Genomic DNA, 21,779 nt, shown 5'->3' with positions numbered 1-21,779 from the left:
TGCGGCCCGCCCCATGAGTCTGTTTCTATTCAAGCGCATCGCCACGCTGATCGGCACCCTGATCGGCGCCTCGGTCATCGTTTTCCTCGTCCTCGAGATCCTGCCCGGCAATGCCGCGCAGATGCTCATGGGCCCCGACGCCTCGCCCGACGCCGTCGCCGCCCTGGCCACCAAGCTCGGCCTCGACCAGCCCGCGTGGACCCGCTACTGGCACTGGATCGGCGGCCTGCTCACCGGCAACCTGGGCGACAGCTATGCCTACAGCTCGCCCGTCATCGACCTGATCCTGGAACGCTTAGCGCTCACCGTGCCACTGGCCGTGATGGCCATGGCCCTCACCGTCGTCATCGCATTGCTCGTGGGCGTGACGGCCGCGGCACGCCACAACAAGCTCGGCGACGTCGGCCTCATGGGCATGGCCCAGGTCGGCATCGCCATTCCCAACTTCTGGTTCGCGATCCTGCTGATCCTCGTGTTCTCGGTGCAGCTGCAGTGGTTCTCCGCCGGCGGCTTCGAGGGCTGGGGTGAAGGCATCTTGGCGGGATTGAAATCGCTGCTGCTGCCGGCGCTCTCGCTCGCAGTGGTGCAGGCCGCGATCCTCGCCCGCATCACGCGCTCGGCCGTGCTCGAGGTGATGCGCGAAGACTTCGTGCGCACCGCGCGCGCCAAGGGCGTGTCGCAGCGCATGGTGCTGTGGACCCACGTGCTGCGCAACGCGATGATCCCGGTCATCACCGTCATGGGCATGCAGTTCTCCGAACTGCTGGCCGGCACCATCGTGGTGGAGAACGTGTTCTACCTGCCGGGCCTGGGCCGGCTGATCTTCCAGGCCATCAGCAACCGCGACCTGATCGTGGTGCGCAACTGCGTGATGCTGCTCGCGGCCATGGTCGTCATCGTGAACTTCGTGGTCGACGTGCTGTACGCCGTGATCGATCCGCGCATCAAGGCGAGCGACGTATGAGCACGACCACCGTTACCAGCGCCGTCGTGCTCAAGGTGCCGGGCTTCTGGCGCCGCGCCCTGCACCACCGCAGCTTCGCGATCGGCGGCGTGCTAAGCCTGCTGCTGTTGATCGCTGCCGTGCTCTCCCTGGTCTGGACGCCGTGGTCGCCCTACGCGATGGACATGGCGAACAAGATGCAGGGCCCTTCGGCCACGCACTGGCTCGGCACCGACGCCTTCGGGCGCGACGTGGCCTCGCTGCTGCTGGTGGGCGCACGCGCCTCCATCCTCGTCGGCGTGATCGCCGTGGGCATCGGCCTCGTGGTCGGCACCGCGCTGGGCCTGCTCGCTGCTGCGAGACGCGGCTGGGTCGAAGAAGCGGTGATGCGCCTGTCGGACTTCACGCTCGCCTTCCCCGCGATCCTCTCGGCCATCATGATGACGGCCGTGTTCGGCGCCGGCATCGTCAACGCCATCATCGCGATCGGCATCTACAACATCCCGACGTTTGCACGCATCACGCGCGCCTCGGCCAACGCGATCTGGTCACGCGAGTACGTGGCCGCAGCACGCGCCTGCGGCAAGGGATCGCTCGCGATCACCATGCAGCACGTGCTGCCCAACATCTCGGCCGTGCTGATCGTGCAGATCACCATCCGCTTCGCCATCGCCATCCTGGCCGAGGCCGCCCTCTCCTACCTCGGCCTCGGCACGCAACCGCCGCAGCCCTCGTGGGGCCGCATGCTCAGCGAAGCCCAGACCCTCATGTTCCAACAGCCGCTGCTCGCGGTGTTCCCCGGCATGGCCATCGCCCTGGCGGTGCTCGGCCTGAACCTGATGGGCGACGGCCTGCGCGACCTGCTCGATCCGCGCCTGGCGCGCGCGAGGTAAACAAGCACGCCATGGCGCTTCTCGAAGTCAACGACCTCCACATCGGCCTGCAGACGCAACGCGGGCCGGCCGAAGCCGTGCGCGGCATTTCCTTCTCTCTGGAGCGCGGCGAAACGCTGGGCATCGTCGGCGAGTCGGGCTGTGGCAAGTCGATCACCGTCATGTCGCTCATGGGCCTGCTGCCGTCTACCGCGAAGGTCACGGGCAGCATCCGCTTCGACGGCACCGAGCTGGTCGGGCGCGACGAAAAGGACATGTGCCAGATCCGCGGCAACCGCATCGGCATGATCTTCCAGGAGCCGATGACGGCGCTGAACCCCGTGCACACCATCGCGCGCCAGGTCGGCGAGCCGCTGCGGCTGCACCGCGGCCTGTCGAAGGCCGAGGCGCGCAAGGAAGTGCTCGCGCTGCTCGACCGCGTCGGCATTCCCGACGCCGCCTCGCGCCTCGATGCCTACCCGCACCAGTTCTCGGGCGGGCAGCGCCAGCGCATCGGCATCGCGATGGCGCTGGCCTGCGGGCCCGACCTGCTGATCGCCGACGAGCCCACCACCGCGCTCGACGTGACGATCCAGAAGCAGATCCTCGAGCTCATCCAGGGCCTCGTGGCCGAGCGCGGCATGGCGCTGATCCTGATCTCGCACGACCTCGGCGTGATCTCGCAGACGGTCTCGAAGATGCTCGTGATGTACGGCGGCAGCGTGGTCGAGAGCGGCCCCACCGACGCCGTGTTCGCCAAGCGCGCCCACCCCTACACGCAAGGCCTGTTCGCCGCGCGCCCCGCCATCGGTGCGCCGCGCGGCCTGCGCCTGGCGACCATCCGCGGCAGCGTGCCCGAGCTGGTCGACCTGCCACCGGGCTGCCCGTTCGCGGGCCGCTGCGCGTACACGGTCGACGCCTGCCACACCACGCGGCCGTCCGCCACGGTGCTGCCGCCGGACCACGCGGTGCGCTGCATGCGTCTCGAAGAAATTGCAGCCGCGCAGGCTGTTGCGCCATGAATCCATCGACCCCGCTGCTGCAGGTGACCGACCTCGTGCGGCACTACGCATTGCCGCGCGAAAAGCTCTTCGGCCCGCCGCCCACCGTGAAGGCGCTCAACGGCGTGAGCTTCGAGGTGCAGGCCGGCAAGAGCGTGGGCATCGTCGGCGAATCGGGTTCGGGCAAGTCGACCATCGCGCGCCTCGTGATGGCGCTGGACACGCCCACCTCGGGCAGCGTCGCGCTCGAAGGCCGCAACCTGCACGCGCTCTCGAAGGCCGAGCTGCGCACCGCGCGGCGCGATTTCCAGATGGTGTTCCAGGACCCGTACGGCTCGCTCGACCCGCGCCAGACCGTCGCGCGCATCGTCGCCGAGCCGCTCGAAGCGCTGGCCGAAACGCGCCGCGCCGAGCAGCGCGAACGCGCCGCCGAAGCCCTCGCCGCCGTCGGCCTGCGCACCACCGACCTCGACAAGTACCCGCACGAGTTCTCCGGCGGCCAGCGCCAGCGCATCGCGATCGCACGCGCGCTCATCACGCGCCCCAAGCTCATCGTGGCCGACGAGCCCGTGAGCGCGCTCGACGTCTCGGTGCAGGCCCAGGTGCTCAACCTCATGCAGGACCTGCAGCAGCAGTTCGGCGTCAGCTACCTGCTCATCAGCCACGACCTCGCCGTGGTCAATCACCTGTGCGACGAGGTGTGCGTGGTGTTCAAAGGCCAGATCGTGGAGCAGGGGCCGCCGGCCGAGCTGTTCCATCACGCGCAGCATCCGTACACCCGCACCCTGCTGTCGGCGGTGCTGCACACGCCGCCCGGCGGCACGCTGCGCGCGGCCTGAAGTCCCCGGGGCGCGGCCTCGGACACATCGGTCATGAGCATCTGGTGGCGCAAGCGGTGGGCTTCGCGCAAGATCGCTCGCCCATCCGGGAACGTCCCGAGGAAAAACCGCCCGCGCTGGCGCGCACCGGAGGGCCTGCTGCGAGAGAATGATCCGCTGCACGTGGCATCTTTCGTGCTGTGTGTCTTTCTTTCGTGGCGCTGCGCTTCCCCCTGGGGCACGGTGCGCGCCGAAGCAGTCATTCGACACTGACCGTTTTCCGGAGATCACCCCGTATGTTGAACCGTCGCACGCTCCTTACCACCGCCGGCGCCACCGTCGCCCTGGCCACCCCGCTGGCCGGCATGGCGCAGGGCCGCAAGGACGCCATCGTGATCGGCATGGCCCTGGAGCCGCCGGGCCTGGACCCGACCACCGGCGCCGCCGCCGCCATCGCCGAGGTCGTGCAGTACAACATCCTGGAAACGCTGACCAAGATCAACGTCGACGGCAGCGTCACGCCGCTGCTGGCCGAGAGCTGGGAAATCTCGCCCGACCTGAAGACCTACACCTTCAAGCTGCGCAAGGGCGTCAAGTTCCAGAACGGCGAGCCCTTCAACGCCTCCACCGTCAAGTTCGCGTTCGACCGCGCCGGCGGCGAGAAGAGCACCAACAAGGACAAGCGCACCTTCGCCAACCTCGCCACGCAGGTGGTCGACGAGCACACGGTCGTGGTCATCAACAAGGAGATCGACCCCGACCTGCCCTTCGTGCTGGGCCAGGCCACGGCCGCCATCGTCGAGCCCAAGAGCGCCGAGGGCAACGCTACCAAGCCGATTGGCACCGGCCCCTACAAGCTGGACAACTGGGCCAAGGGCTCGTCGATCACGCTGAGCAAGTGGGAGGGCTTCCGCGCCCCCGCCGTCGCGAAGATCAACAAGGTCACCTTCCGCTTCATCTCGGACACCGCCGCGCAGGCCGCCGCCGTGCTCTCGGGCGATGTGGACGTGTTCACGCGCATCGGCACGCGCGCCGTGCCGCAGTTCCGCAACAACCCGCAGTTCCAGACCATCCTGGCCGGTTCGCGCGCCAAGACCATCCTCTCGATCAACAACAAGAAGAAGCCGCTCGACGACGTGCGCGTGCGCCGCGCCATCCTCGCGGCCATCGACCGCAAGGCCTTCATCGAGGGTGCGGCCGACGGCCTGGGCGTGCCGATCGGCAGCCACTACGTGCCGGGCGCTGCGGGCTATGTCGACACCACGGGCATCAACCCCTTCGACATCGAGAAGGCCAAGAAGCTGCTCGCCGAGGCCGGCGTGAAGACCCCGCTCGAACTGCGCATGACCCTGCCCCCGCCGCCGTATGCGCGCCAGGGCGGCGAAGTCATCGTGGCCCAGCTCGCCAAGATCGGCATCAACGTGAAAATCCAGAACGTCGAGTGGGCGCAGTGGCTCAGCGGCACCTACGGCAACAAGGACTACGACCTGTCGATCATTTCGCACGTCGAGCCCTTCGACCTGGGCAACTACGCCAAGCCCGACTACTACTGGGGCTACCAGTCGAAAGCCTTCGACACGCTGTTCGACAAGATCAAGTCCACCGGCAACGCGGCCGAGCGCAACAAGCTGCTGGGCGAGGCGCAGAAGCTGCTGGCCACCGACGCGGCCAACGGCTTCCTCTACCAGCCGCAGTTCCCCACCGTGGCCAAGAAGAACGTCAAGGGCCTCTGGAAAGAGAACCCGATCTTCGTGAACGACCTGTCGGCCCTGTCGTGGGGATGAGCCCCGCAGTGCCTGACGCTTCCCTGCCTTCGTTGAGCGACCTGTCGGCGCAGGAGCTCTCTGCGGCCTACCGCGAGAAGCGCCTGTCGCCGGTCGAGGTGACGCGCGCCGTCATCGCGCGCATCGAGCACTGCGAGCCCCGGCTGCAGGCCACATGGCTGTTCCGGCCCGAGGCCGCGCTGGAGCAGGCGCGTGCCTCGGAGCAGCGCTGGCAGCGCGGCGATGCGCGCGGTCCGCTCGACGGCGTGCCGACCACGATCAAGGAAAACATCGCCACGCGCGGCGACCCGCTGCCCGCGGGCACCGCCGCCATCGACCTCATGCCCGCCGCCGCCGACGCCCCGCCAGCCGCACGCCTGAAGGAGGCCGGCGCGGTCATCGTCAGCAAGACCACCATGCCCGACTACGGCATGCTGTCGTCGGGGCTGTCGAGCTTTCACACGCTGGCGCGCAACCCCTGGGACTTGAGCCGCACGCCGGGCGGTTCCAGCGCCGGCGCCAGCGCGGCTGCCGCCGCAGGCTACGGCCCGCTGCACCTGGGCACCGACATCGGCGGCTCGCTGCGGCTGCCTGCCAGCTGGTGCGGCATCTTCACGCTCAAGCCCAGTCTGGGACGCATCCCGATCGACCCGCCCTACATGGGCCGTGCCGCCGGCCCCATGACGCGCACCGTCGGCGACGCCGCGCTCATGATGCAGGCGCTGGCCCGGCCCGACGCGCGCGACAGCATGAGCCTGCCCGCGCAGGACATCGACTGGGCCGCGTTCGACGTCGCGCCCGACCACCTGCGCGGCCTGCGCATCGGGCTGCTGCTGGACGCCGGCTGCGGCCTCGCGGTCGAACCCGAGATCCAGGCCGCGGTCGAGCAGGCGGCGCGCCTGTTCGAAAAGGCCGGCGCCACCGTCGAGCCCATGCAGCCCTTCATGTCGCAGGCCCTGCTCGACGGCATGGACCACCTGTGGCGCATGCGCTCGCTCGTGGACCTGAAGGCCCTGCGCCCCGACCAGCGCGCCAAGGTGCTGCCCTACATCCGCGAATGGGCCGAGAGCGCCGCCGAGTTCAGCGGCGAGCACGTGTTCCGCAGCTTCAGCCAGTTCCACGCGACGCGCGTCACCACGGTGAACGCCTGCGCCCGCTTCGACTACGTGATCTCGCCGGTGTCGCCCAACATGCCGGCGGCGGCCGAGGCGCCCTCGCCCACCAACGACCCGCTGCGACCGCTGGAGCACATCGGTTTCACGGTGCCGTTCAACATGTCGGAGCAGCCTGCAGCGTCGGTGAACTGCGGGTACTCGGCCGGCGGTTTGCCGATCGGGCTGCAGATTGCGGGGCAGCGCTTCGACGACCTCGGCGTGCTGCGCGTGGCGCGCGCGTTCGAGCAGATCCGAGAAGTACAACGGCCCTGGCCGCAGCTCTGAGCACGGCCTTCAGGCCAGCTGCAACGACAGCATCTCCCGCGCCCGCGTCACGAACGCGGTCTCGCCCCGCCGCGCAGGCAACCACTGGAACGCCACGCGCGGCAGCGCCGGCAGCCCATGCGGCGGTGCGAGCCGTGCAATGCCTTCCCCGATCGCCGATTCGTTGAGGCAGGCCACGCCCAGGCCCGCGGCCAGGGCCGACTGCAGGCCCGCCACGCCTGACGCCACGTGCGCCAGCACATAGGGCACGCGGCGGCGGCGCAGCAGGGACACGGTGAACTGGTGCAGCGAACAGGTGTCGGGCAGCGCCAGCAGCCGCACCGGCTCGCCGCGCACCACGCGCAGGCCGGTCGCGCCGAGCCACGCCAGCGATTCGCGCCGCAGCACGGCACCGCTGCCGGCCGCTGCTGCATTGGCGCCCGCGATGTTCATCGCCAACCCCACGTCGAAATCGCCATGCGCATAGGCGGTGCGCAGCGCGTCGCTCTTCAGGATGGTCACGTGCAGCCGCACCTGCGGATAGCGCTCGCCGAGCCGGCCCAGCAGGCGGGTGAGGTCGCCGGGGCGGAAGTAGTCGGTCACGGCCAGCCGCAACTCGCCCTGCAGGGTTTCGCCGCGCAGGTCGCGAAAGGCCTCGTCGCTCAGCGCGAGGATGCGCCGCGCGTGCCCCAGCAATCGCAGGCCCGCCTCGGTGGGCGCCACGCCGGCCTTGCTGCGCGTCAGCAGCGACTGGCCGGCGCGCTCCTCGAGCTTGCGGATCTGCTCGCTCACCGAGGACTGCGACAGGTACACGCGCGGCGCCGCGGCCGTGAGGCTGCCGGCGTCGGCCACCGCCACCAGGGTGCGCAACTGTTCGAGGTCGAAGCCTTGCATGGTGCCTGCCTATCCATTCGCTGATCCGATGGATTCCATCATATCTTCCCGCTTTTCCGATGGCTAGGCGACGCCCACAATCACCCCATCGACCACCCGTTCTTCAACGCAAAAAGGAGTCCACCATGCCCCACATCGTCGTCCACCTCTCCGGCCAGCCTGACGCCGCCCTCACCCGCAAGACCGTCGACACGGTCGCCGATCTCACGCAGAGCGTGCTGGGCAAGGCGCTGCCGGTCATCGCCGTCACGGTGCAGTACATCGCCGCCGACAGCTGGTTCATCGGCGGCCAATCGCTGGCCGAACTCGGCAAGTCGGCCTTCCACCTGGACATCAGCGTGACCGACGAGACCAACACCAAGGCCGAGAAGGCGCGCTACCTGCGCGAGGTGCACGCGGCCATGGCGCGGCTGCGGCCCGACCTGCACGAGGTCTCGTACGTCCACGTGATCGACGCGCGCGCCGCGGCCTACGGCTACGGCGGCCAGACGCAGGAGTACCGCCACCAGCAAGCGGGTGTCTAGGGCGTCTCACAGGGACTTGAAAGACGCCGGGGGCGTGGCACCATGCCGCCATGCCCTCCCATGGAACCCCGCACGCCGCCGACAGCCTCGGCAATCCGCTCACGCTCGACGACGCCGCCAGCCTCGCTTTGGTCGACGACTTCGTCATGGGCTTCCTCTCGACCGAGGCGCGCGCCGTGAACCTGCTGGCGCTGGCCGAACGCGATGCCAGCCCCATCGTGCAGGCCTACTGCGCGACGCTGCACCTGTTCGCCGAATCGCGCGAGGCCGCGGCCAACGCCCGACCCTTCCTCGACAAGGCCCGCGCCGGTGCGGCGCGCGCCACGCCGCGCGAGCAGCGCTACATCGCCGCCGTCCAGGCCTGGGCCGACGGCGACATCGCGCGCGCCATCGCGCTGCATGCCGAGCAGGCGCGCGAGCATCCGCGCGACCTGGTGTCGGTGAAACTGGGCCAGTACCACTGCTTCAACACCGGCGACTGCCCCGGCATGCTGCGGCTCGCGCTCGCGGCGCTGCCGGCCGCGGCCGAGGTGCCCTACGTGCACGGCATGGCGGCCTTCGGCTACGAGCAGTGCCACCTGCTGCGCGAAGCCGAGGCCAGCGCGCGCCGCGCCATCGGCCTGTGCCGCAAGGAGCCCTGGGCGCACCATGCGCTGGCGCACGTGATGCTCACCGAAGGCCGGCTGGCCGAGGGGCTGGCGTTCATGCAGGGTGTGAGCGACACCTGGACCGGGCTCAACTCCTTCATGGTCACGCACAACTGGTGGCACGTGGCGCTGTTCCTCATCGACCTGGGCCGCGACGCCGAGGCGCTCGCGGTGTACGACGAGCACGCCTGGGGCGTGGTGAAGGACTACTCGCAGGACCAGATCGGCGCCGTGTCGCTGCTCGCGCGGCTCGAGCTGGCGGGCATCGACGTCGGCGCGCGCTGGGACGACGTGGCCGACCACCTGCGGCAGCGCCAGGCCGACCATGTGCTGCCCTTTCTCGACCTGCAGTACCTCTACGGCCTGGCGCGCGCCGGCCGGCCCGAGGCGCAGGTGCTGCTGCACAACATCGAGGCCTTCGCGCCCGTGGCGCCAGCGTCCACGCGCGCCGCCTGGCAGCGCGTGTGCGTGCCGGCCGCGCGCGGCCTCGTGGCCCATGCGCGCGGCGACGTGGCGGGCGCGGTCGAGGGCCTGGGCGTCGCGCTGCCGCGCATGATCGAAATCGGCGGCAGCCATGCGCAGCGCGACCTGTTCGAGCAGCTGTACCTCGATGCGCTGGTGCGCACCGGCACCGAGTCTGCGCTCGCGGGCGCGCAGGGCCTGCTGCAGCAGCAGCTCAACGGCCAGCCCGAATCGCTGCGGCTGCGGCGGCAGACGGATGCGGTCTACGCGCGACTGGGGCTCGGGCAGATCACGGCGCGCTGAGCGGCGCACGGCACCACCCATGCCTTCCGGTCATGGGGCGTGCCGCAAAAGGAATTAACGGCTGCGCGGGAGCGACTCCTAAACTGGCCGCTCCTCCCGCTCTCCTCCCGTTCGCCCATGCAGCGCTCCCTCGTCACGCTGGCCGTTCTCGCGGCCCTCGCCTCGCCCTTCCACGCCACCGCCGCTGAAGCCCCCGTCGCGCTCGACCTGCTGCTGCGCGGCGGCACCATCTACACGGGCGACAGCGACACGCCCGTGGTCGGCGACGTCGGCATCGCGGGCGACCGCATCGTGTTCGCGGGCCGCGCCATGCCGGCGCAGTTCAGCGCACGGCGCACCATCGACGCCACCGGCCTCGTGGTGGCGCCCGGCTTCATCGACGCCCACACGCACGCCGACGCCGACCTGCTCTCGAGCGACGCGCGCAAGCGCCTGAACATTCCTTTTCTCACGCAGGGCGTGACCACGGCCGTGATCGGCAACGACGGCTTCGGCGGCTACGACATCGCGGCGCAGACGCAGAAGCTGCGCGCCGTGCCGGTCGGCACCAACATCGCGATGTACGCGGGCTTCGGGCCGCTGCGCATCAGCCAGCTCGGCGAGGCCAACCGCGCCCCCACGCCCGCGCAGATGGACACGATGAAGCAGCACCTGAGCCGCGCGATGTGCGACGGCGCGCTCGGGCTGTCGACGGGCCTGTTCTACCCGCCGCAGAATTTCTCGAAAACCGAGGAAGTCATCGAACTGGCCAAGGTGGCGGCCGCGCACGGCGGCCTGTACGACAGCCACATCCGCGACGAGGCCATGTACAACGTCGGCCTCAAGGGCTCGATCGACGAGGTGATCCGCATCGGCCACGAGGCGAAGCTGCCGGTGCACGTGGCGCACATCAAGGCGTTGGGCGTGGCGGTGCAGGGCCAGAGCGGCGACATCATCCGGCGCATCGAGAAGGAGCGCGCCGCGGGCCTGGACATCACGGCCGACCACTACCCCTGGACCGCGTCGAGCACGCGCTTCTCGGCCGCGCTGCTGCCGCCCTGGGCCAACGAAGGCGGTCGCGCCGCGACGCTGCAGCGCTTCGACGACGCGGCGCAGCAGGAGCGCCTGCGCAAGGACATGCGCGAGAACCTGCGCTTGCGCGGCGGGCCCGAGGCCATCCTGTTCTCGGCCGGCAGCACGAAGTACGTGGGCAAGACGCTGGCCGACGTGGCCAAGGCCTCGAACGCCGACCCGGTCGACGCCGCCATCGCCGTGCTGCGCGACGGCGACCTGATGATCGCCTCGTTCAACATGAGCGACGACGACGTGCGCGCCTTCATGAAGCGGCCGTGGGTCATGACCTCGTCCGACTCGTCGCTGGGCCATCCGCGCGCCTACGGCACCTTCGCGCGCAAGTACGACCAGTACGTGGTGAAGGAGCGCGCGATCTCGCTGGCGCAGTTCATCCGCAGCAGCAGCGCGTACACGGCCGACACGCTGGGCCTCGTGCAGCGCGGCCACCTGCGCCCCGGCTACCACGCCGACGTGGTGGTGTTCGATCCGAAGCGCTTCGCGGCCAAGGCCACCTACACGCAGCCCACGCTGCTGTCCGAAGGCGTGGTCACGGTGCTGGTGAACGGCCGCCTCGCGGTGGACGGCGGCCAGCCCACGGGCGTGGGCGCCGGCGTGCCGCTGCTGCGCACGCCGAAGCCGGGCAGCTGCCCGGCCTGAACCGGAAGATCAGTCTTTCTTCAGGTGCCGCCGCTGGTCGTAGGTCGGCTGCGGCGGCAGGTCGGCGAGGTGGCGCGTGTCGGCCCACTCGACGATCTCGATGGCGTCCGGCGCGGCCGGGTCGGCGATGCGGATGCGGTTGAAGCCCGCGTTCGGGATCTCGCTCTGGCGCGGGCCGCTGAGGCTCAGGCCGCGCGCGGTGCGCCACACCATGTCGAGCACGCCGCCGTGCGTGACGACGATCAAGCGTTGCCCGCGATGTGCAGCGGCCACGGCGCCGAGCGCGCCGATCACGCGCGCATGGAACTCGCGCGCGCTCTCGCCCTGCGGCATGGCGTGGTCTTCGCGGAACTCCAGCCACTCTTCCCAGGCGCGCGGATGCTGGCTCTGAATCTCGTCGGCCCGCATGCCCTCGACCACGCCGAAATGCTGCTCGCGCAGCGCCACCGAGGTGACGACCGGCAGCGCCAGCTGCTGCGCCGCGGGCGCCGCGGTCTGCTGGGCGCGCATGAGGTCGCTGCTGATGAGGTGCCGTGCCGTCTCGCCCGCGAGCCGCAGGCCGAGGCGGCGCGCCTGCTCGTGGCCGATGTCGTTGAGCGGGACGTCCGCATGGCCCTGGAAACGCAACTCGCGGTTCCAGGCGGTTTCGCCGTGGCGGATCAGGATGAGGTCGGTGGGGGCGGAGTCGGGGGTGGTGGTGGACATTGCATGCATTGTCCCCCGAGTGCATGACACGGCGGCTTCGTGCCAACCCGCTGTTGCACGGTCGCCACCGCGTACGGGCCGTGCGCCGGGCGCGTCCGATCGCGCAAAATCGGCGCATGCCTCATCTTGTCCTGCTGCCCGGCCTTGCCTGCGACGAACGCCTCTGGGAGGCCCAGTTGCCCGCACTTCCCGCCGCCTTCGGCGCCCGCGTGAGCGACGTCCAGACGCGCCACGACACCATCGAAGGCATGGCCAGCGCCGTGCTGCGCGAGCACGACGGCCCGCTGGTGCTGTGCGGTGCCTCGATGGGCGGCATGGTCGCGATGGAGGCGGCGCGCCAGGCGCCCGAGCGCATCGCCGGGTTGATGCTGCTGGGCACCAGCGCGCGGCCCGAGACGCCCGACATGTTCGCGCTGCGCGAAGGCGCCATCGAGTGGTTCGAGCGCGGCGAGGTGCGCGAGATCATCGAGCCCAACGTCGCCTTCGCCTTCCATCCCGCGCAGGCCGCCAATCCGGCGCTGGTGCAGCGCTACCTGGACATCGTGCTCGGCGCCGGCGCGGCCCAGCTCATCCGCCAGAACCACGCCGTGATGCGCCGCCCCGATGCGCGCACGCACCTGGCCCTGCTGCGCGCGCCGGTGCTGCTGATGTGCGGCGACGACGACCGCCTCGCACCACCCGAATGCACGCGCGAGATGGCGGCGCTGCTGCCGCGCGCCGAGGTGGTGTGGGTGCCGCAATGCGGCCACATGCTGACGATGGAGAAGCCTGCGTTCGTCAACACGGCGCTCAACGCCTGGCTGGGCAAGCACTTCCCCCGCGCTTGAGAACCCCGGTCAGTGCAGCTGGCCGCCGGTTTCCGCGACGTCCTGCTTCACGGCCAGCGCGGTCTTCACGGTGATGCGCAGCGCATCGACCAGCGTCTCGAGCGACATGCTCGGCGCGCCCGGAAAGCGCGCCGCCTGCGCGGGCAGGTAGGGAATGTGGATGAAGCCCCCGCGCGCGCCCTTCGCCGTCGCGTGCGTCGCGATGCGGTGCATCAGCCCGTAGAAGAGGTGGTTGCACACGAAGGTGCCCGCGCTGTTCGACACCGAGGCCGGCACACCGCCCGCGCGCAGTTCGCGCACGATGGCCTTCACGGGCAGGCTCGAGAAGTAGGCCGCCGGCGCGCCGGGCACCACGGGCACGTCGATCGGCTGACGCCCAAGGTTGTCGGGCACACGGGCGTCGTCGACGTTGATGGCGATGCGCTCCGGCGTGAACTCGGCGCGGCCACCGGCCTGGCCGATGCAGATCACCAGCGTCGGCTGGAGTTCGTCCATCGCGCGGTCGAGCGCGGCGAGCGCCTCGCCGAAGACGCAGGGCACGAGGCGCGCATGCACGGTGGCGCGGCCGCACTTCCAACCGTCGAGTGAACGCACCGCTTCCCACGACGGGTTGAGCAGTTCCTGCTCGAAGGGCTCGAAGCCCGTCAGCAGAACCGTGGGAGAAGCGCGCTTTGCCGGCATCGCGTGGCCTGCGTTCAAGCCATCGCGCGAACGTCGATGCCTTCCTGCTGCAGCCGCTCGCGGATGCGCCGCGCGAAAGCCAGCGCATGCGCGCCGTCGCCGTGCAGGCACACGCTCTGGGCGTTGACGGGCACGGTGCTGCCGTCGATGGCGACCACGCGGTGGTCGCGCACCAGCGACAGGGTCTGCGCCAGCGACTGTTCTTCGCTCTCGATGAGCGCGCCGGGCTGGCTGCGCGGCACGAGGCTGCCGTCGGGCATGTAGCCGCGGTCGGCGAACACCTCTTCCACAGGCTGCAGGCCGGCGCGGCGGGCCGCATCGATCATGTTGCTGCCGGCCAGGCCGAAGAACTTGAGCGAGGGGTCGAAGCGACGCACCGCCTCGCACAGCGCCTCGGCCAACTCGGGCTCTTTCACCGCCTGGTTGTAGAGCTGGCCGTGCGGCTTCACGTGCGCGAGCCGGCCGCCCTCGGCCTTGACGATCGCGGCCAGTGCGCCGACCTGGTAGAGCACGTTCGCGACGATCTCCTCGGGCGGCAGGTGCATGGTGCTGCGGCCGAAATTCTCGCGATCGGGAAAGCTCGGGTGCGCGCCGATCGCCACGCCGTGCGCCATGGCCCAGCGCACGCACTGCTGCATGGTCCTGGCGTCGCCCGCGTGCCAGCCGCAGGCGATGTTGGCGGAACTCACGAGGCCGAGCAGCGCTTCGTCGCTGCCGGCGCCTTCGCCGAGGTCGGCGTTGAGGTCGATCTGCATGGGGTGTTCTCCGTCTCGGGGGCAGGTGCGGGAGCCACCTGCTTCAGGCCACAGTCTAGGCCGCGCCGGGCCAGCCCGCAGCGGCGAGCCCCTGCGCCACCTGCGCCAGGTAGCGCTGCTGCGCGGCCCAGGCCGCGAGCGCGTGCGACAGGTCGGTGCGCACCAGCCGCAGCCGGCCGCCGAGCGGCGCCTGCGCGAGCTTCCAGAGGTCAGCGCGGATCACCACGCCGATGCGCGGGTAGCCGCCGGTGGTCTGCGCGTCGCCCATGAGGATGATCGGCTGGCCCGAAGGCGGCACCTGGATCGTGCCGGGGATCACGCCCGAAGACAGCATGTCGCCGCCCGCCTTGCGCTGCAGCTCGGCGCCGGCGAGCCGGCTGCCCATGCGGTTGCTTTGCGGCGTGATGCGCCAGCGCTCGCTCCACAGCAGCGCCTGCGCGTCGGGCGTGAACAGGTCGAACTCGGGGCCGGGCAGCACGCGCAGCGCGAGCGCGCCGTCGGGCTCGGCCATGCCCCAGTCGGGCGCGCGCAGGCCGAAAGGACGGCGCGCGTTCTGGTCTGCACCGAGGCGCGAAGCCCCCAGCACGAGCCGGTCGCCCTTGCGCAGCGCGCGGCCCTCGTGGCCGCCGAAGCCGGCCTTGAGGTCGGTGCTGCGCGAGCCGAGCACGGGCGCCACGTCGATGCCGCCGGCCACCGCGAGCCAGCTGCGCAGGCCGGCCTTCGGCGTGCCAGGCGCGTTGGCACCGGCCAGGCGCAAGGTCTGGCCGGCGCGCACGGGCACGCTCCAGCAGGGCCACAGCGGCACGCCGTCGAGCGTGGCGCCGAAGTCGTCGCCGGTGAGCGCGATGCGGGTGTCGACTTCGAACTGCAGCTCGCAGCCGCCCATGGTGAATTCGATGCCCGCCGCCGCGTCGGCGTTGCCGGCCAGCCGGTTCGCCAGCGTGAGCGCGAGCATGTCGAGCGCGCCGCCCGGGCAGATGCCGAGCTGGCGCAGGCCGGGCCGCCCGAGGTCCTGCACCGAGGCATGCACGCCGGGTTTGCGCACGAGGATCATGTCTGCAGGCTTTCGACGACGAAGCGCACGCGGTCGCCCGGACGCAGCAAGGTGGGCGACTCGGCCGACGGGTCGAACAGTTCGAGCGGCGTGCGCCCGATGAGCTGCCAGCCGCCCGGCGACACCAGCGGATAGATGCCGGTCTGCTCGCCGCCGATGCCCACCGAGCGCGCGGGCACGGCGGTGCGCGGTTCGGCGCGGCGCGGTGTCGCGAGTTCAGGCGCCAGCCCGCCCATGAAGGCGAAGCCCGGCAGGAACCCAAGCAGGTAGACCACGTAGTCGCCGCCGCTGTGGCGGCGCACCACCTCGGCCGCCGACAGCCCGGTGTGGGCCACCACGTCGGCGAGGTCAGGGCCGTGCTCGCCACCGTAGGCCACGGGAATCTCGATGCGCCGACCCTCGGCGGCATGGGCCGCGAGCCCCGGCCAGGCCTGGAGCACGCGCGCCGCAAGTTCCTCGAACGCCACGGCGGTCGGGTCGAAGGTCAGCGTGAGGTTGTTCATGCCCGGCAGCGCCTCGCCGACGCCGGGCCAGGCCAGCACCTCGGCGGCCAGCGCCCAGATGCGCTGCTGCTGCGCCAGCGTGGCGGGCGCGGGCAGGTCGCACACCAACGCCGCATCGCCCAGCGGATGCAGGCGGGGCAAGGGGGTGGCGCTCACCTCAGCGCGAAGCCTGGGAGCGGGCTCATTCCCTACCGAGGCTGCGGACCTTGGCGGTCAGCTGCTGCTCGACGTTCGGCGAGACGAACTTGTTGACCTCGCCACCGAGCATGGCGATCTCGCGCACGAAGGTGCTGGAGATGAACTGGTACTTGTCGCTCGGGGTCAGGAACACGGTCTCGACGTCGGGCATCAGCGAGCGGTTCATGCCGGCGAGCTGGAACTCGTAGTCGAAGTCGGTCACGGCGCGCAGGCCGCGCACCATGGCCTTGCCGCCGCGCGCGACGACGAAGTCGCGCAGCAGGCCCGAGAAGCTCTCGACCGTCACCTGGTCGCTGTAGGGCTTCACCGCCTCGCGGGCCATGTCCATGCGCTCGGAGAGCGTGAACAGCGCCTTCTTGTGGTGGCCCGCCGCGACGGCGACGATCACCTTGGAGAAGAGTTGGGTTGCACGCCGCACCACGTCCTCGTGACCGAGGGTGATGGGGTCGAAAGTGCCGGGATAAACCGCGATCACGTTGCTGGCCATGGTTGCTTCTTCCTCATGCTGCCGGTGCGGCTTGTCCGGCGGATTATGCAGGCACGGACACGGCGCGGCGCAGCAGATGGGCATGCACGGCGCCGGCCTTCAGGTAGCGGAATTCGGCCAGGCCCAGCGCGGCGAGCTCCTCGGCGGCCCAGCGGCGCGGCGCCTCCAGGTAGATCGCGCCGTCGGCATGCAGCGCGCGCGCGGCGGCGCGCAGGGCCGGCTCGTACAGCGCGAGGTTGTCGAAGGGCGGGTCGAGAAACACCGCCTGCAGGCTGCCCGCTGCCGCGCGTTCGAGCGCGGTGACGCCGTTGCCGCGCTCCACGCGCACGGCCTCGGCCGAGAGCTTGGCCTTGGCGGCCTGCAGCTGGGCGACCAGCGCGGCGTCCTGCTCGCACAGCAGCACGTGGGCCGCGCCGCGCGAGGCGGCTTCGAGGCCGAGCGCGCCGGTGCCCGCGAAGGCATCGATGCAGTGCCAGCCCGGCAAGGCACCGCCGCCCACGCCGGCCAGGCTCGCGAGCCAGTTAAACAGCGTTTCGCGCACGCGGTCGGGCGTGGGGCGCAGGCCGGGCTTGTCGGCCACGGCCAGGCGGGTGCGCTTCCACTCGCCGCCGATGATGCGGACCTCGCTGGGCCGCGACGGGCGCTTGGCGGCGGGGGCACGCGAGACGGGCGCGGCGACGTTCTTCTTCGGGGGCTTCTGGGGCATGCGGCGAGCTTAACGCCGCAGCTGGCCCCCCTTCACTCAGTAGCCCATGAACGCGCGGCGGGCCAGCAGCGCGGCCAGCACGAGCATCGTGCCGCCGATGAGCGCATCGAGCATCTGCCAGGCGCGCGGGCGTGCAAACACCGGCGCCAGCAGCCGCGCGCCGAAGCCCAGCGCGGTGAACCACAGCACGCTGGCCAGCGTCGACCCGACCACGAACCAGGCCTTGAGCAGGCCCGGGTACTGCGCCCCGGCCGTGCCCACGAGCAGCACGGTGTCCAGGTAGACGTGCGGGTTCAGCAGCGTGAAGCCGGCGGCCTGCGCGACCACCGCGGCGCGCGAGCGCGAGGCGCCCTGCGACACCGTCTGCAACGCGCCCGGCTGGCGCGAGCGCCACAGCGCGCGCAGGCCGTAGCCGCAGAGAAAGGCCGCGCCGAAGCCCGCGAGCAGCGTTGCCAGCATCGGCCGCCCCTTCAGCGCCTGCGCCATGCCGGCCACGCCGGCGGCGACCAGCACCGCGTCGCAGACGGCGCAGAACAGCACCACCGCGCTCACGTGCTCGCGGCGCAAGCCCTGGCGCAGCACGTAGGCGTTCTGGGCGCCGATGGCGACGATGAGCACCAGGCTCATGAAGAGCCCGTTGAGGAAAGCGGTGGAGGCGTGAACGGCGGTCATGGTCCGAGCTTGCCGTCCGCAGCCGATTCAATCAAACTAAACTTTCTAACGCCGATTCAGTTTTACTTCATTCACAACCATGCTCGACTACGCCGCCCTGCACGCCCTTGCCGCCGTGGTGCGCGAAGGCAGTTTCGAGCGCGCCGCCCGCGCGCTGCATGTCACGCCCTCGGCGGTGTCGCAGCGCGTGAAGCTGCTCGAGGAACGCACCGGCGGCGCGCTGCTGGTGCGCGGCCAGCCCTGCGTGGCGACCGAGGCTGGCCTGCAGCTGTGCCGGCACGTCGAGCGCGTGGGCATGCTGGAGCACGAACTGCGCGAGGCCCTGCCCGCGCTGGGCATGGGCAGCGGCGAGGCGCACGAGCGGGTCACGGTGCGGGTGGCGGTCAACGCCGACAGCCTCGCGACCTGGTTCATGGCGGGTGCCGCGGCCTTCGCCGCGCAGGCGCCCGACGCCCTGCTCGACCTCACGGCCGACGACCAGGACCACACGGCCGAACGGCTGCGCAGCGGCGCCGTGCTGGCGGCCGTGACCGCGCTGGCCCAGCCGGTCACGGGCTGCAACAGCGAGGCGCTGGGCACGGTGCACTACGTGGCGGCCGCGAGCCCCGGTTTCGTGGAACGGTATTTCGCCAAGGGCGTGGGCGCACGCACGCTGGCCGCCGCGCCGAACCTGGTGTTCGACCGCAAGGACCGGCTGCAGGCGCGCTGGGTGCGCCGCATCTGCCACCGCAACGTGGAGACGCCGCGCCACTGGGTGCCCTCGCCCGCCGCCTTCGTCGAGGCGGCCTGCCGCGGCATCGGCTGGGGCATGCACCCGACCAGCATGGTGGCCGATGCGCTGCGCGACGGCACGCTGGTCGAACTGGTGCCCGGCGCGACGCTGCCGGTGCCGCTGTACTGGCAGCACGCCCGCGCGGCGCCGCGTCTGCTGGCGCAACTCGGTGCCGCGGTGCGCGAGGCCGCGCGCAGCGGGCCGCACGCGCTGGCCTGAGCTTTTCTTTTCTTCTTACTGCGCCGCGGCGGCCTGCTTGCCGCCCACGACCACCGTCACCATGCGCTGCGGCTGCAGCTTGCGGGCGAACGCGGCCTGGATGTCGGCGGCCGTGACCGCGTTCATGCGCGCGGTCCAAGTGTCGAGGTAGTCCAGCGGCAGGTCGTACCAGGCGATGTTGGCGACGTTGCCGATCAGCTTGCGGTTGCTGTCCAGGAGCAGCGGGAAGCCGCCGATCAGGTTGTCCTTGGCGGCCTTCAGTTCCTTCTCGGTCGGGCCTTCGGCCACGAACTTCGCGAGCACGTCGCGCGAGACCTTCGTCGCCGCCTCGGCCTGGTCGGGCCGGGTCTGGAAGCCGATGCGGAAGGCGCCCGCCTCGAGCCCCGGCGCAAAGCCGCTGTACACGCTGTAGGCCAGGCCGCGCTTCTCGCGCACCTCTTCGGTCAGCCGCGAGACAAAGCCGCCGCCGCCGAGCACGTAGTTGCCGAGCGTGAGCGCGAAGTGATCGGGGTCCTGGCGCGGGTAGCCGGGCTGGCCGATGAAGACGTGGGCCTGGGCCGAGTCGAACGCGATGCGCTCGTCCTTCGGTGCCGTGAGCGCCGCCACCGGCGCGATGCCCGGCAGCGGTGCGCAGGCGCCGGGACTGGGCAGGCGCGACAGCAGCGTGGTCGCCAGCGCCTCGGCCTCGGCGCGCGTGACCGCGCCCACGATGCTGAGCTTGGCGCGGCACGGCAGGATCAGCTGCTCGTAGCGCTGGCGCATGGCGGCGGTGTCGATGCGCGCCAGCGTGGCTTCGGTCACTTCCTGGCCGTAGGGGTGCGTGCCGTACACGGCCTGCGCGAAGGCGCGGCCGACGACGGTGGCGGGCTTGGTGTTGGCTTCCTTGATGGCGGCGTTGATGCGCTCGCGCTCGCGCGGCCAGATGTCGTCGGGGAACGAGGGCTCGCCGATCTCGCGCGCGGCCAGCGCCACGGCCTTGGTCAGCAGCGCCGGGTCGGACAGCGTGCGCAGCGTGTAGCTGGTGCGGTCGGTGCCGGCGCTCACGTCGAAGCTGGCGCCCAGGTCGGCCCAGGCCTCGCCCAGCGCATTCTGGTCGAGCGCGGGCTCGCCGTTGCGCCCGGCGCGCACGCCCTTCTCGACCATCGCGGCGCTGGTGCTGGCCAGCCCGGCCTGCGCGGCCGGGTCGCGCCGGCTGCCGGCGTCGAAGTCGATCTGCACGTCGACGATCGGCAATGCGTTGGTCGACACCAGGTACACCTTGGCGCCGTTGGCCAGCGTCCAGTGCTGGATGGGCAGCGCGGCCTGCGCGCTGCCCATGCCGAACAGCGCGGTGATGCCCGCCAGGAGGGCGGTGCTTGCAAATTTCTTGAGGTTCTTCATGAGGGGAATCCGGTGCCTTTCAGCGCATCTCGCCCACAGGGGCTGCGAAGCCGCGGCCGCGCTTGGGTTCGGGCGGCAGGGGCCGCAGCGTGGCGACCGTGAGCTGGTCATCGCCGAAGTACTTGGCGGCCACGGCCTGCACCTGCGCCGCCGTCACGGCCTGCAGCCGGGCGACGATGCGCTCGCTGGCGTCCAGCGGCAGGCCCTGGATCCAGTTGCTGCCGAGTTCGCGCGCCTGCGCCATCACCGAGTCGCGCTTGTAGGTCTCGCTCGCCACCCACTGCGTCTTGACGCGGGCCAGCTCGGCCTCGCCGACGCCCTCTTTCGCCACGCGCGCCACCTGGGCGCGCAGCGCGGCCTCGACGGTCTCGGCGGTCTTGCCGGCGGCCGGCACGCCGTCGAGCATGAACAACTGCGGACCGCGGCCGATGAAGCCCGCGTACGCGCCGGCCGAATCGGCCACGCGGCCGGGGCCCTGCGTGAGTGCGCGGTCGAGCCGCGCGCCGGCGTAGCCGTCGAGCACGGCCGAGAGCACCACCAGCGCCCAGGCGTCGCTGTTGGCGTCGTCGATGTTCGTGAGCTGCGGCACGCGGAAGGCGAGCGACACGTATGCCTGCTCGGCCGGGGCCTTGAATTCGAGGCGGCGGATGCCGCGCTGCGTGGGCTCGGTGCGCGGCTTGCGCTCCGGCACGGCGCGCGCGGGGATGCTGCCGTAGTACTTCTCGGCCAGCGCGCGCACGCGCGCCACGTCGACGTCACCGGCCACCACGAGCACGGCGTTGGCCGGCACGTACCAGCGCTGGAAGAAGGCGCGCGCGTCGGCGGGCGTCATCGATTCGAGGTCGCTCATCCAGCCCACCACCGGGCGGCGGTACGGCGACGCGGTGAAGACGGCCGCGCTCTGCTGCTCGCCGAGCAGGGCGCGCGGCTGGTCGTCGGTGCGCAGGCGGCGCTCTTCCTTGACCACCTCGATCTCGCGCTTGAACTCGTCGTCGGGCCACTGGTTGTTGGCGAAGCGGTCCGATTCGAGCTTCATCACCTGCTCGAGGCTGCCGACCGGGATCTGCTGGTAGTAGCCCGTGGCGTCGCGCATGGTGAAGGCGTTTTCCTGGCCGCCCAGCGCCGCCACGCGGCGCGAGAACTCGCCAGCCGGCACGCTCTTCGTGCCCTTGAACAGCATGTGCTCCAGCACGTGCGCCACGCCCGTGGTGCCATCGACCTCGTCCATGGAGCCGACCCGCACCCAGACCATCTGCACCGCCGTCGGCGAGCGCCGGTCGGTCTGCACGATCACGGTCATGCCGTTGGCGAGGGTGAATTGCTGGGGGCCCGGGGCCGCGGCGGCAGGGGTCGACGCGGCGGGAGCGGGGGTGGACTGGGCCTGCGCGGGCACGGTCCACAGCGCCGAAAGCGCCAGGGCCAGCACCGCACCAGACGCAGCGCGGCGTGGCGAGAGGTGTTTCAT

Annotated in this window: 22 protein-coding genes; 11 read left to right on the top strand and 11 right to left on the bottom strand. The window is 71.1% G+C overall.

The features are described from left to right. Positions 1-13: 13 nt before the first annotated feature. The 6 genes from AC1RAD_RS25890 (at position 14) to AC1RAD_RS25865 (ending at position 6,836) form a co-directional block, all read left to right on the top strand. Positions 14-964 (top strand): ABC transporter permease, encoded by a 951-nt coding sequence (locus tag AC1RAD_RS25890; protein ID WP_447746890.1) that lies wholly within the window; start codon positions 14-16, stop codon positions 962-964. Next, the gene (locus tag AC1RAD_RS25885) at positions 961-1,836 is read left to right on the top strand and encodes an ABC transporter permease (RefSeq protein WP_492737967.1); all 876 of its coding nucleotides are present in this window, start codon (positions 961-963) and stop codon (positions 1,834-1,836) included. Before AC1RAD_RS25890 ends, AC1RAD_RS25885 begins: the two co-directional genes overlap by 4 nt. Positions 1,837-1,847: 11 nt before the next feature. Beyond that, positions 1,848-2,837 (top strand): ABC transporter ATP-binding protein, encoded by a 990-nt coding sequence (locus AC1RAD_RS25880; RefSeq protein WP_307694998.1) that lies wholly within the window; start codon positions 1,848-1,850, stop codon positions 2,835-2,837. Continuing rightward, positions 2,834-3,655: an ATP-binding cassette domain-containing protein gene (locus AC1RAD_RS25875; RefSeq protein WP_492737965.1), complete on the top strand. Its 822-nt coding sequence runs from the start codon at positions 2,834-2,836 to the stop codon at positions 3,653-3,655. The genes AC1RAD_RS25880 and AC1RAD_RS25875 overlap by 4 nt, the downstream gene beginning before the upstream one ends. Before the next feature lie 275 nt (positions 3,656-3,930). Next, positions 3,931-5,418 (top strand): ABC transporter substrate-binding protein, encoded by a 1,488-nt coding sequence (locus AC1RAD_RS25870; RefSeq protein ID WP_139706421.1) that lies wholly within the window; start codon positions 3,931-3,933, stop codon positions 5,416-5,418. Between the two features lie 8 nt (positions 5,419-5,426). After that, a complete protein-coding gene (locus tag AC1RAD_RS25865) occupies positions 5,427-6,836 on the top strand; it encodes an amidase (protein ID WP_492737963.1) in 1,410 nt (469 codons plus the stop codon). 9 nt (positions 6,837-6,845) lie between these two features. On the opposite strand, the gene AC1RAD_RS25860 is transcribed toward AC1RAD_RS25865, so the two are convergent. Further along, complete coding sequence (locus tag AC1RAD_RS25860) at positions 6,846-7,709, bottom strand: LysR family transcriptional regulator (RefSeq protein WP_159273005.1); 864 nt, start codon at positions 7,707-7,709, stop codon at positions 6,846-6,848. A 125-nt stretch (positions 7,710-7,834) separates the two neighbouring features. On the opposite strand from AC1RAD_RS25860, the gene AC1RAD_RS25855 reads away from it, so the two are divergent. The 3 genes from AC1RAD_RS25855 to AC1RAD_RS25845 all read left to right on the top strand — a co-directional run bounded on the left by AC1RAD_RS25855 (position 7,835) and on the right by AC1RAD_RS25845 (position 11,355). Further along, positions 7,835-8,233: a tautomerase family protein gene (locus tag AC1RAD_RS25855; protein ID WP_492737962.1), complete on the top strand. Its 399-nt coding sequence runs from the start codon at positions 7,835-7,837 to the stop codon at positions 8,231-8,233. A gap of 50 nt (positions 8,234-8,283) precedes the next feature. Then, positions 8,284-9,645 carry a tetratricopeptide repeat protein gene (locus AC1RAD_RS25850; protein ID WP_492737961.1) on the top strand — a complete coding sequence of 454 codons (1,362 nt, stop codon included), beginning with the start codon at positions 8,284-8,286 and terminating at the stop codon, positions 9,643-9,645. Positions 9,646-9,762: 117 nt separating this feature from the next. Then, entirely contained in the window at positions 9,763-11,355 is a 1,593-nt protein-coding gene (locus tag AC1RAD_RS25845; RefSeq protein WP_492737959.1) for an N-acyl-D-amino-acid deacylase family protein, read from the top strand. Positions 11,356-11,364: 9 nt separating this feature from the next. On the opposite strand, the gene AC1RAD_RS25840 is transcribed toward AC1RAD_RS25845, so the two are convergent. Then, on the bottom strand, positions 11,365-12,060 hold the full coding sequence (locus tag AC1RAD_RS25840) for a histidine phosphatase family protein (protein WP_139706433.1): 696 nt from the start codon (positions 12,058-12,060) through the stop codon (positions 11,365-11,367). A 116-nt stretch (positions 12,061-12,176) separates the two neighbouring features. On the opposite strand from AC1RAD_RS25840, the gene AC1RAD_RS25835 reads away from it, so the two are divergent. Then, positions 12,177-12,887 carry an alpha/beta fold hydrolase gene (locus AC1RAD_RS25835; protein ID WP_185993669.1) on the top strand — a complete coding sequence of 237 codons (711 nt, stop codon included), beginning with the start codon at positions 12,177-12,179 and terminating at the stop codon, positions 12,885-12,887. Positions 12,888-12,896: 9 nt separating this feature from the next. Here AC1RAD_RS25835 and pcp read toward each other — a convergent pair whose 3' ends face one another. From pcp to AC1RAD_RS25800, 7 genes are read right to left on the bottom strand one after another with little or no spacing between them, the layout of a single operon-like run. Then, positions 12,897-13,568, bottom strand: coding sequence for a pyroglutamyl-peptidase I (pcp, locus tag AC1RAD_RS25830; RefSeq protein ID WP_492737957.1), 672 nt, complete (start codon positions 13,566-13,568; stop codon positions 12,897-12,899). A gap of 14 nt (positions 13,569-13,582) precedes the next feature. Further along, the gene (gene pxpA, locus AC1RAD_RS25825) at positions 13,583-14,323 is read right to left on the bottom strand and encodes a 5-oxoprolinase subunit PxpA (RefSeq protein ID WP_070061982.1); all 741 of its coding nucleotides are present in this window, start codon (positions 14,321-14,323) and stop codon (positions 13,583-13,585) included. Between the two features lie 55 nt (positions 14,324-14,378). Further along, positions 14,379-15,377 carry a 5-oxoprolinase subunit C family protein gene (locus AC1RAD_RS25820; RefSeq protein WP_492737955.1) on the bottom strand — a complete coding sequence of 333 codons (999 nt, stop codon included), beginning with the start codon at positions 15,375-15,377 and terminating at the stop codon, positions 14,379-14,381. Then, entirely contained in the window at positions 15,374-16,021 is a 648-nt protein-coding gene (gene pxpB / locus AC1RAD_RS25815) for a 5-oxoprolinase subunit PxpB (RefSeq protein ID WP_492738098.1), read from the bottom strand. Before pxpB ends, AC1RAD_RS25820 begins: the two co-directional genes overlap by 4 nt. Before the next feature lie 40 nt (positions 16,022-16,061). Next, a complete protein-coding gene (gene coaD, locus AC1RAD_RS25810; protein WP_062481439.1) occupies positions 16,062-16,565 on the bottom strand; it encodes a pantetheine-phosphate adenylyltransferase in 504 nt (167 codons plus the stop codon). 43 nt (positions 16,566-16,608) lie between these two features. Next, complete coding sequence (locus AC1RAD_RS25805; RefSeq protein WP_095746681.1) at positions 16,609-17,271, bottom strand: RsmD family RNA methyltransferase; 663 nt, start codon at positions 17,269-17,271, stop codon at positions 16,609-16,611. A gap of 36 nt (positions 17,272-17,307) precedes the next feature. Then, the gene (locus AC1RAD_RS25800) at positions 17,308-17,943 is read right to left on the bottom strand and encodes a LysE/ArgO family amino acid transporter (protein WP_095746682.1); all 636 of its coding nucleotides are present in this window, start codon (positions 17,941-17,943) and stop codon (positions 17,308-17,310) included. A gap of 79 nt (positions 17,944-18,022) precedes the next feature. Between AC1RAD_RS25800 and AC1RAD_RS25795 the strand changes: the two genes are divergently transcribed. After that, the gene (locus AC1RAD_RS25795) at positions 18,023-18,934 is read left to right on the top strand and encodes a LysR family transcriptional regulator ArgP (protein ID WP_070061978.1); all 912 of its coding nucleotides are present in this window, start codon (positions 18,023-18,025) and stop codon (positions 18,932-18,934) included. 15 nt (positions 18,935-18,949) lie between these two features. Here AC1RAD_RS25795 and AC1RAD_RS25790 read toward each other — a convergent pair whose 3' ends face one another. Then, a complete protein-coding gene (locus AC1RAD_RS25790) occupies positions 18,950-20,314 on the bottom strand; it encodes a M16 family metallopeptidase (protein ID WP_492684809.1) in 1,365 nt (454 codons plus the stop codon). A gap of 19 nt (positions 20,315-20,333) precedes the next feature. After that, complete coding sequence (locus AC1RAD_RS25785) at positions 20,334-21,779, bottom strand: M16 family metallopeptidase (RefSeq protein ID WP_159272995.1); 1,446 nt, start codon at positions 21,777-21,779, stop codon at positions 20,334-20,336.

This window comes from Variovorax sp. GW823-FHT04B03, from assembly GCF_058796495.1.
The sequence above is the reverse complement of the archived record's forward strand: the minus strand, read 5'-3'. Positions and strand labels throughout refer to the sequence as shown.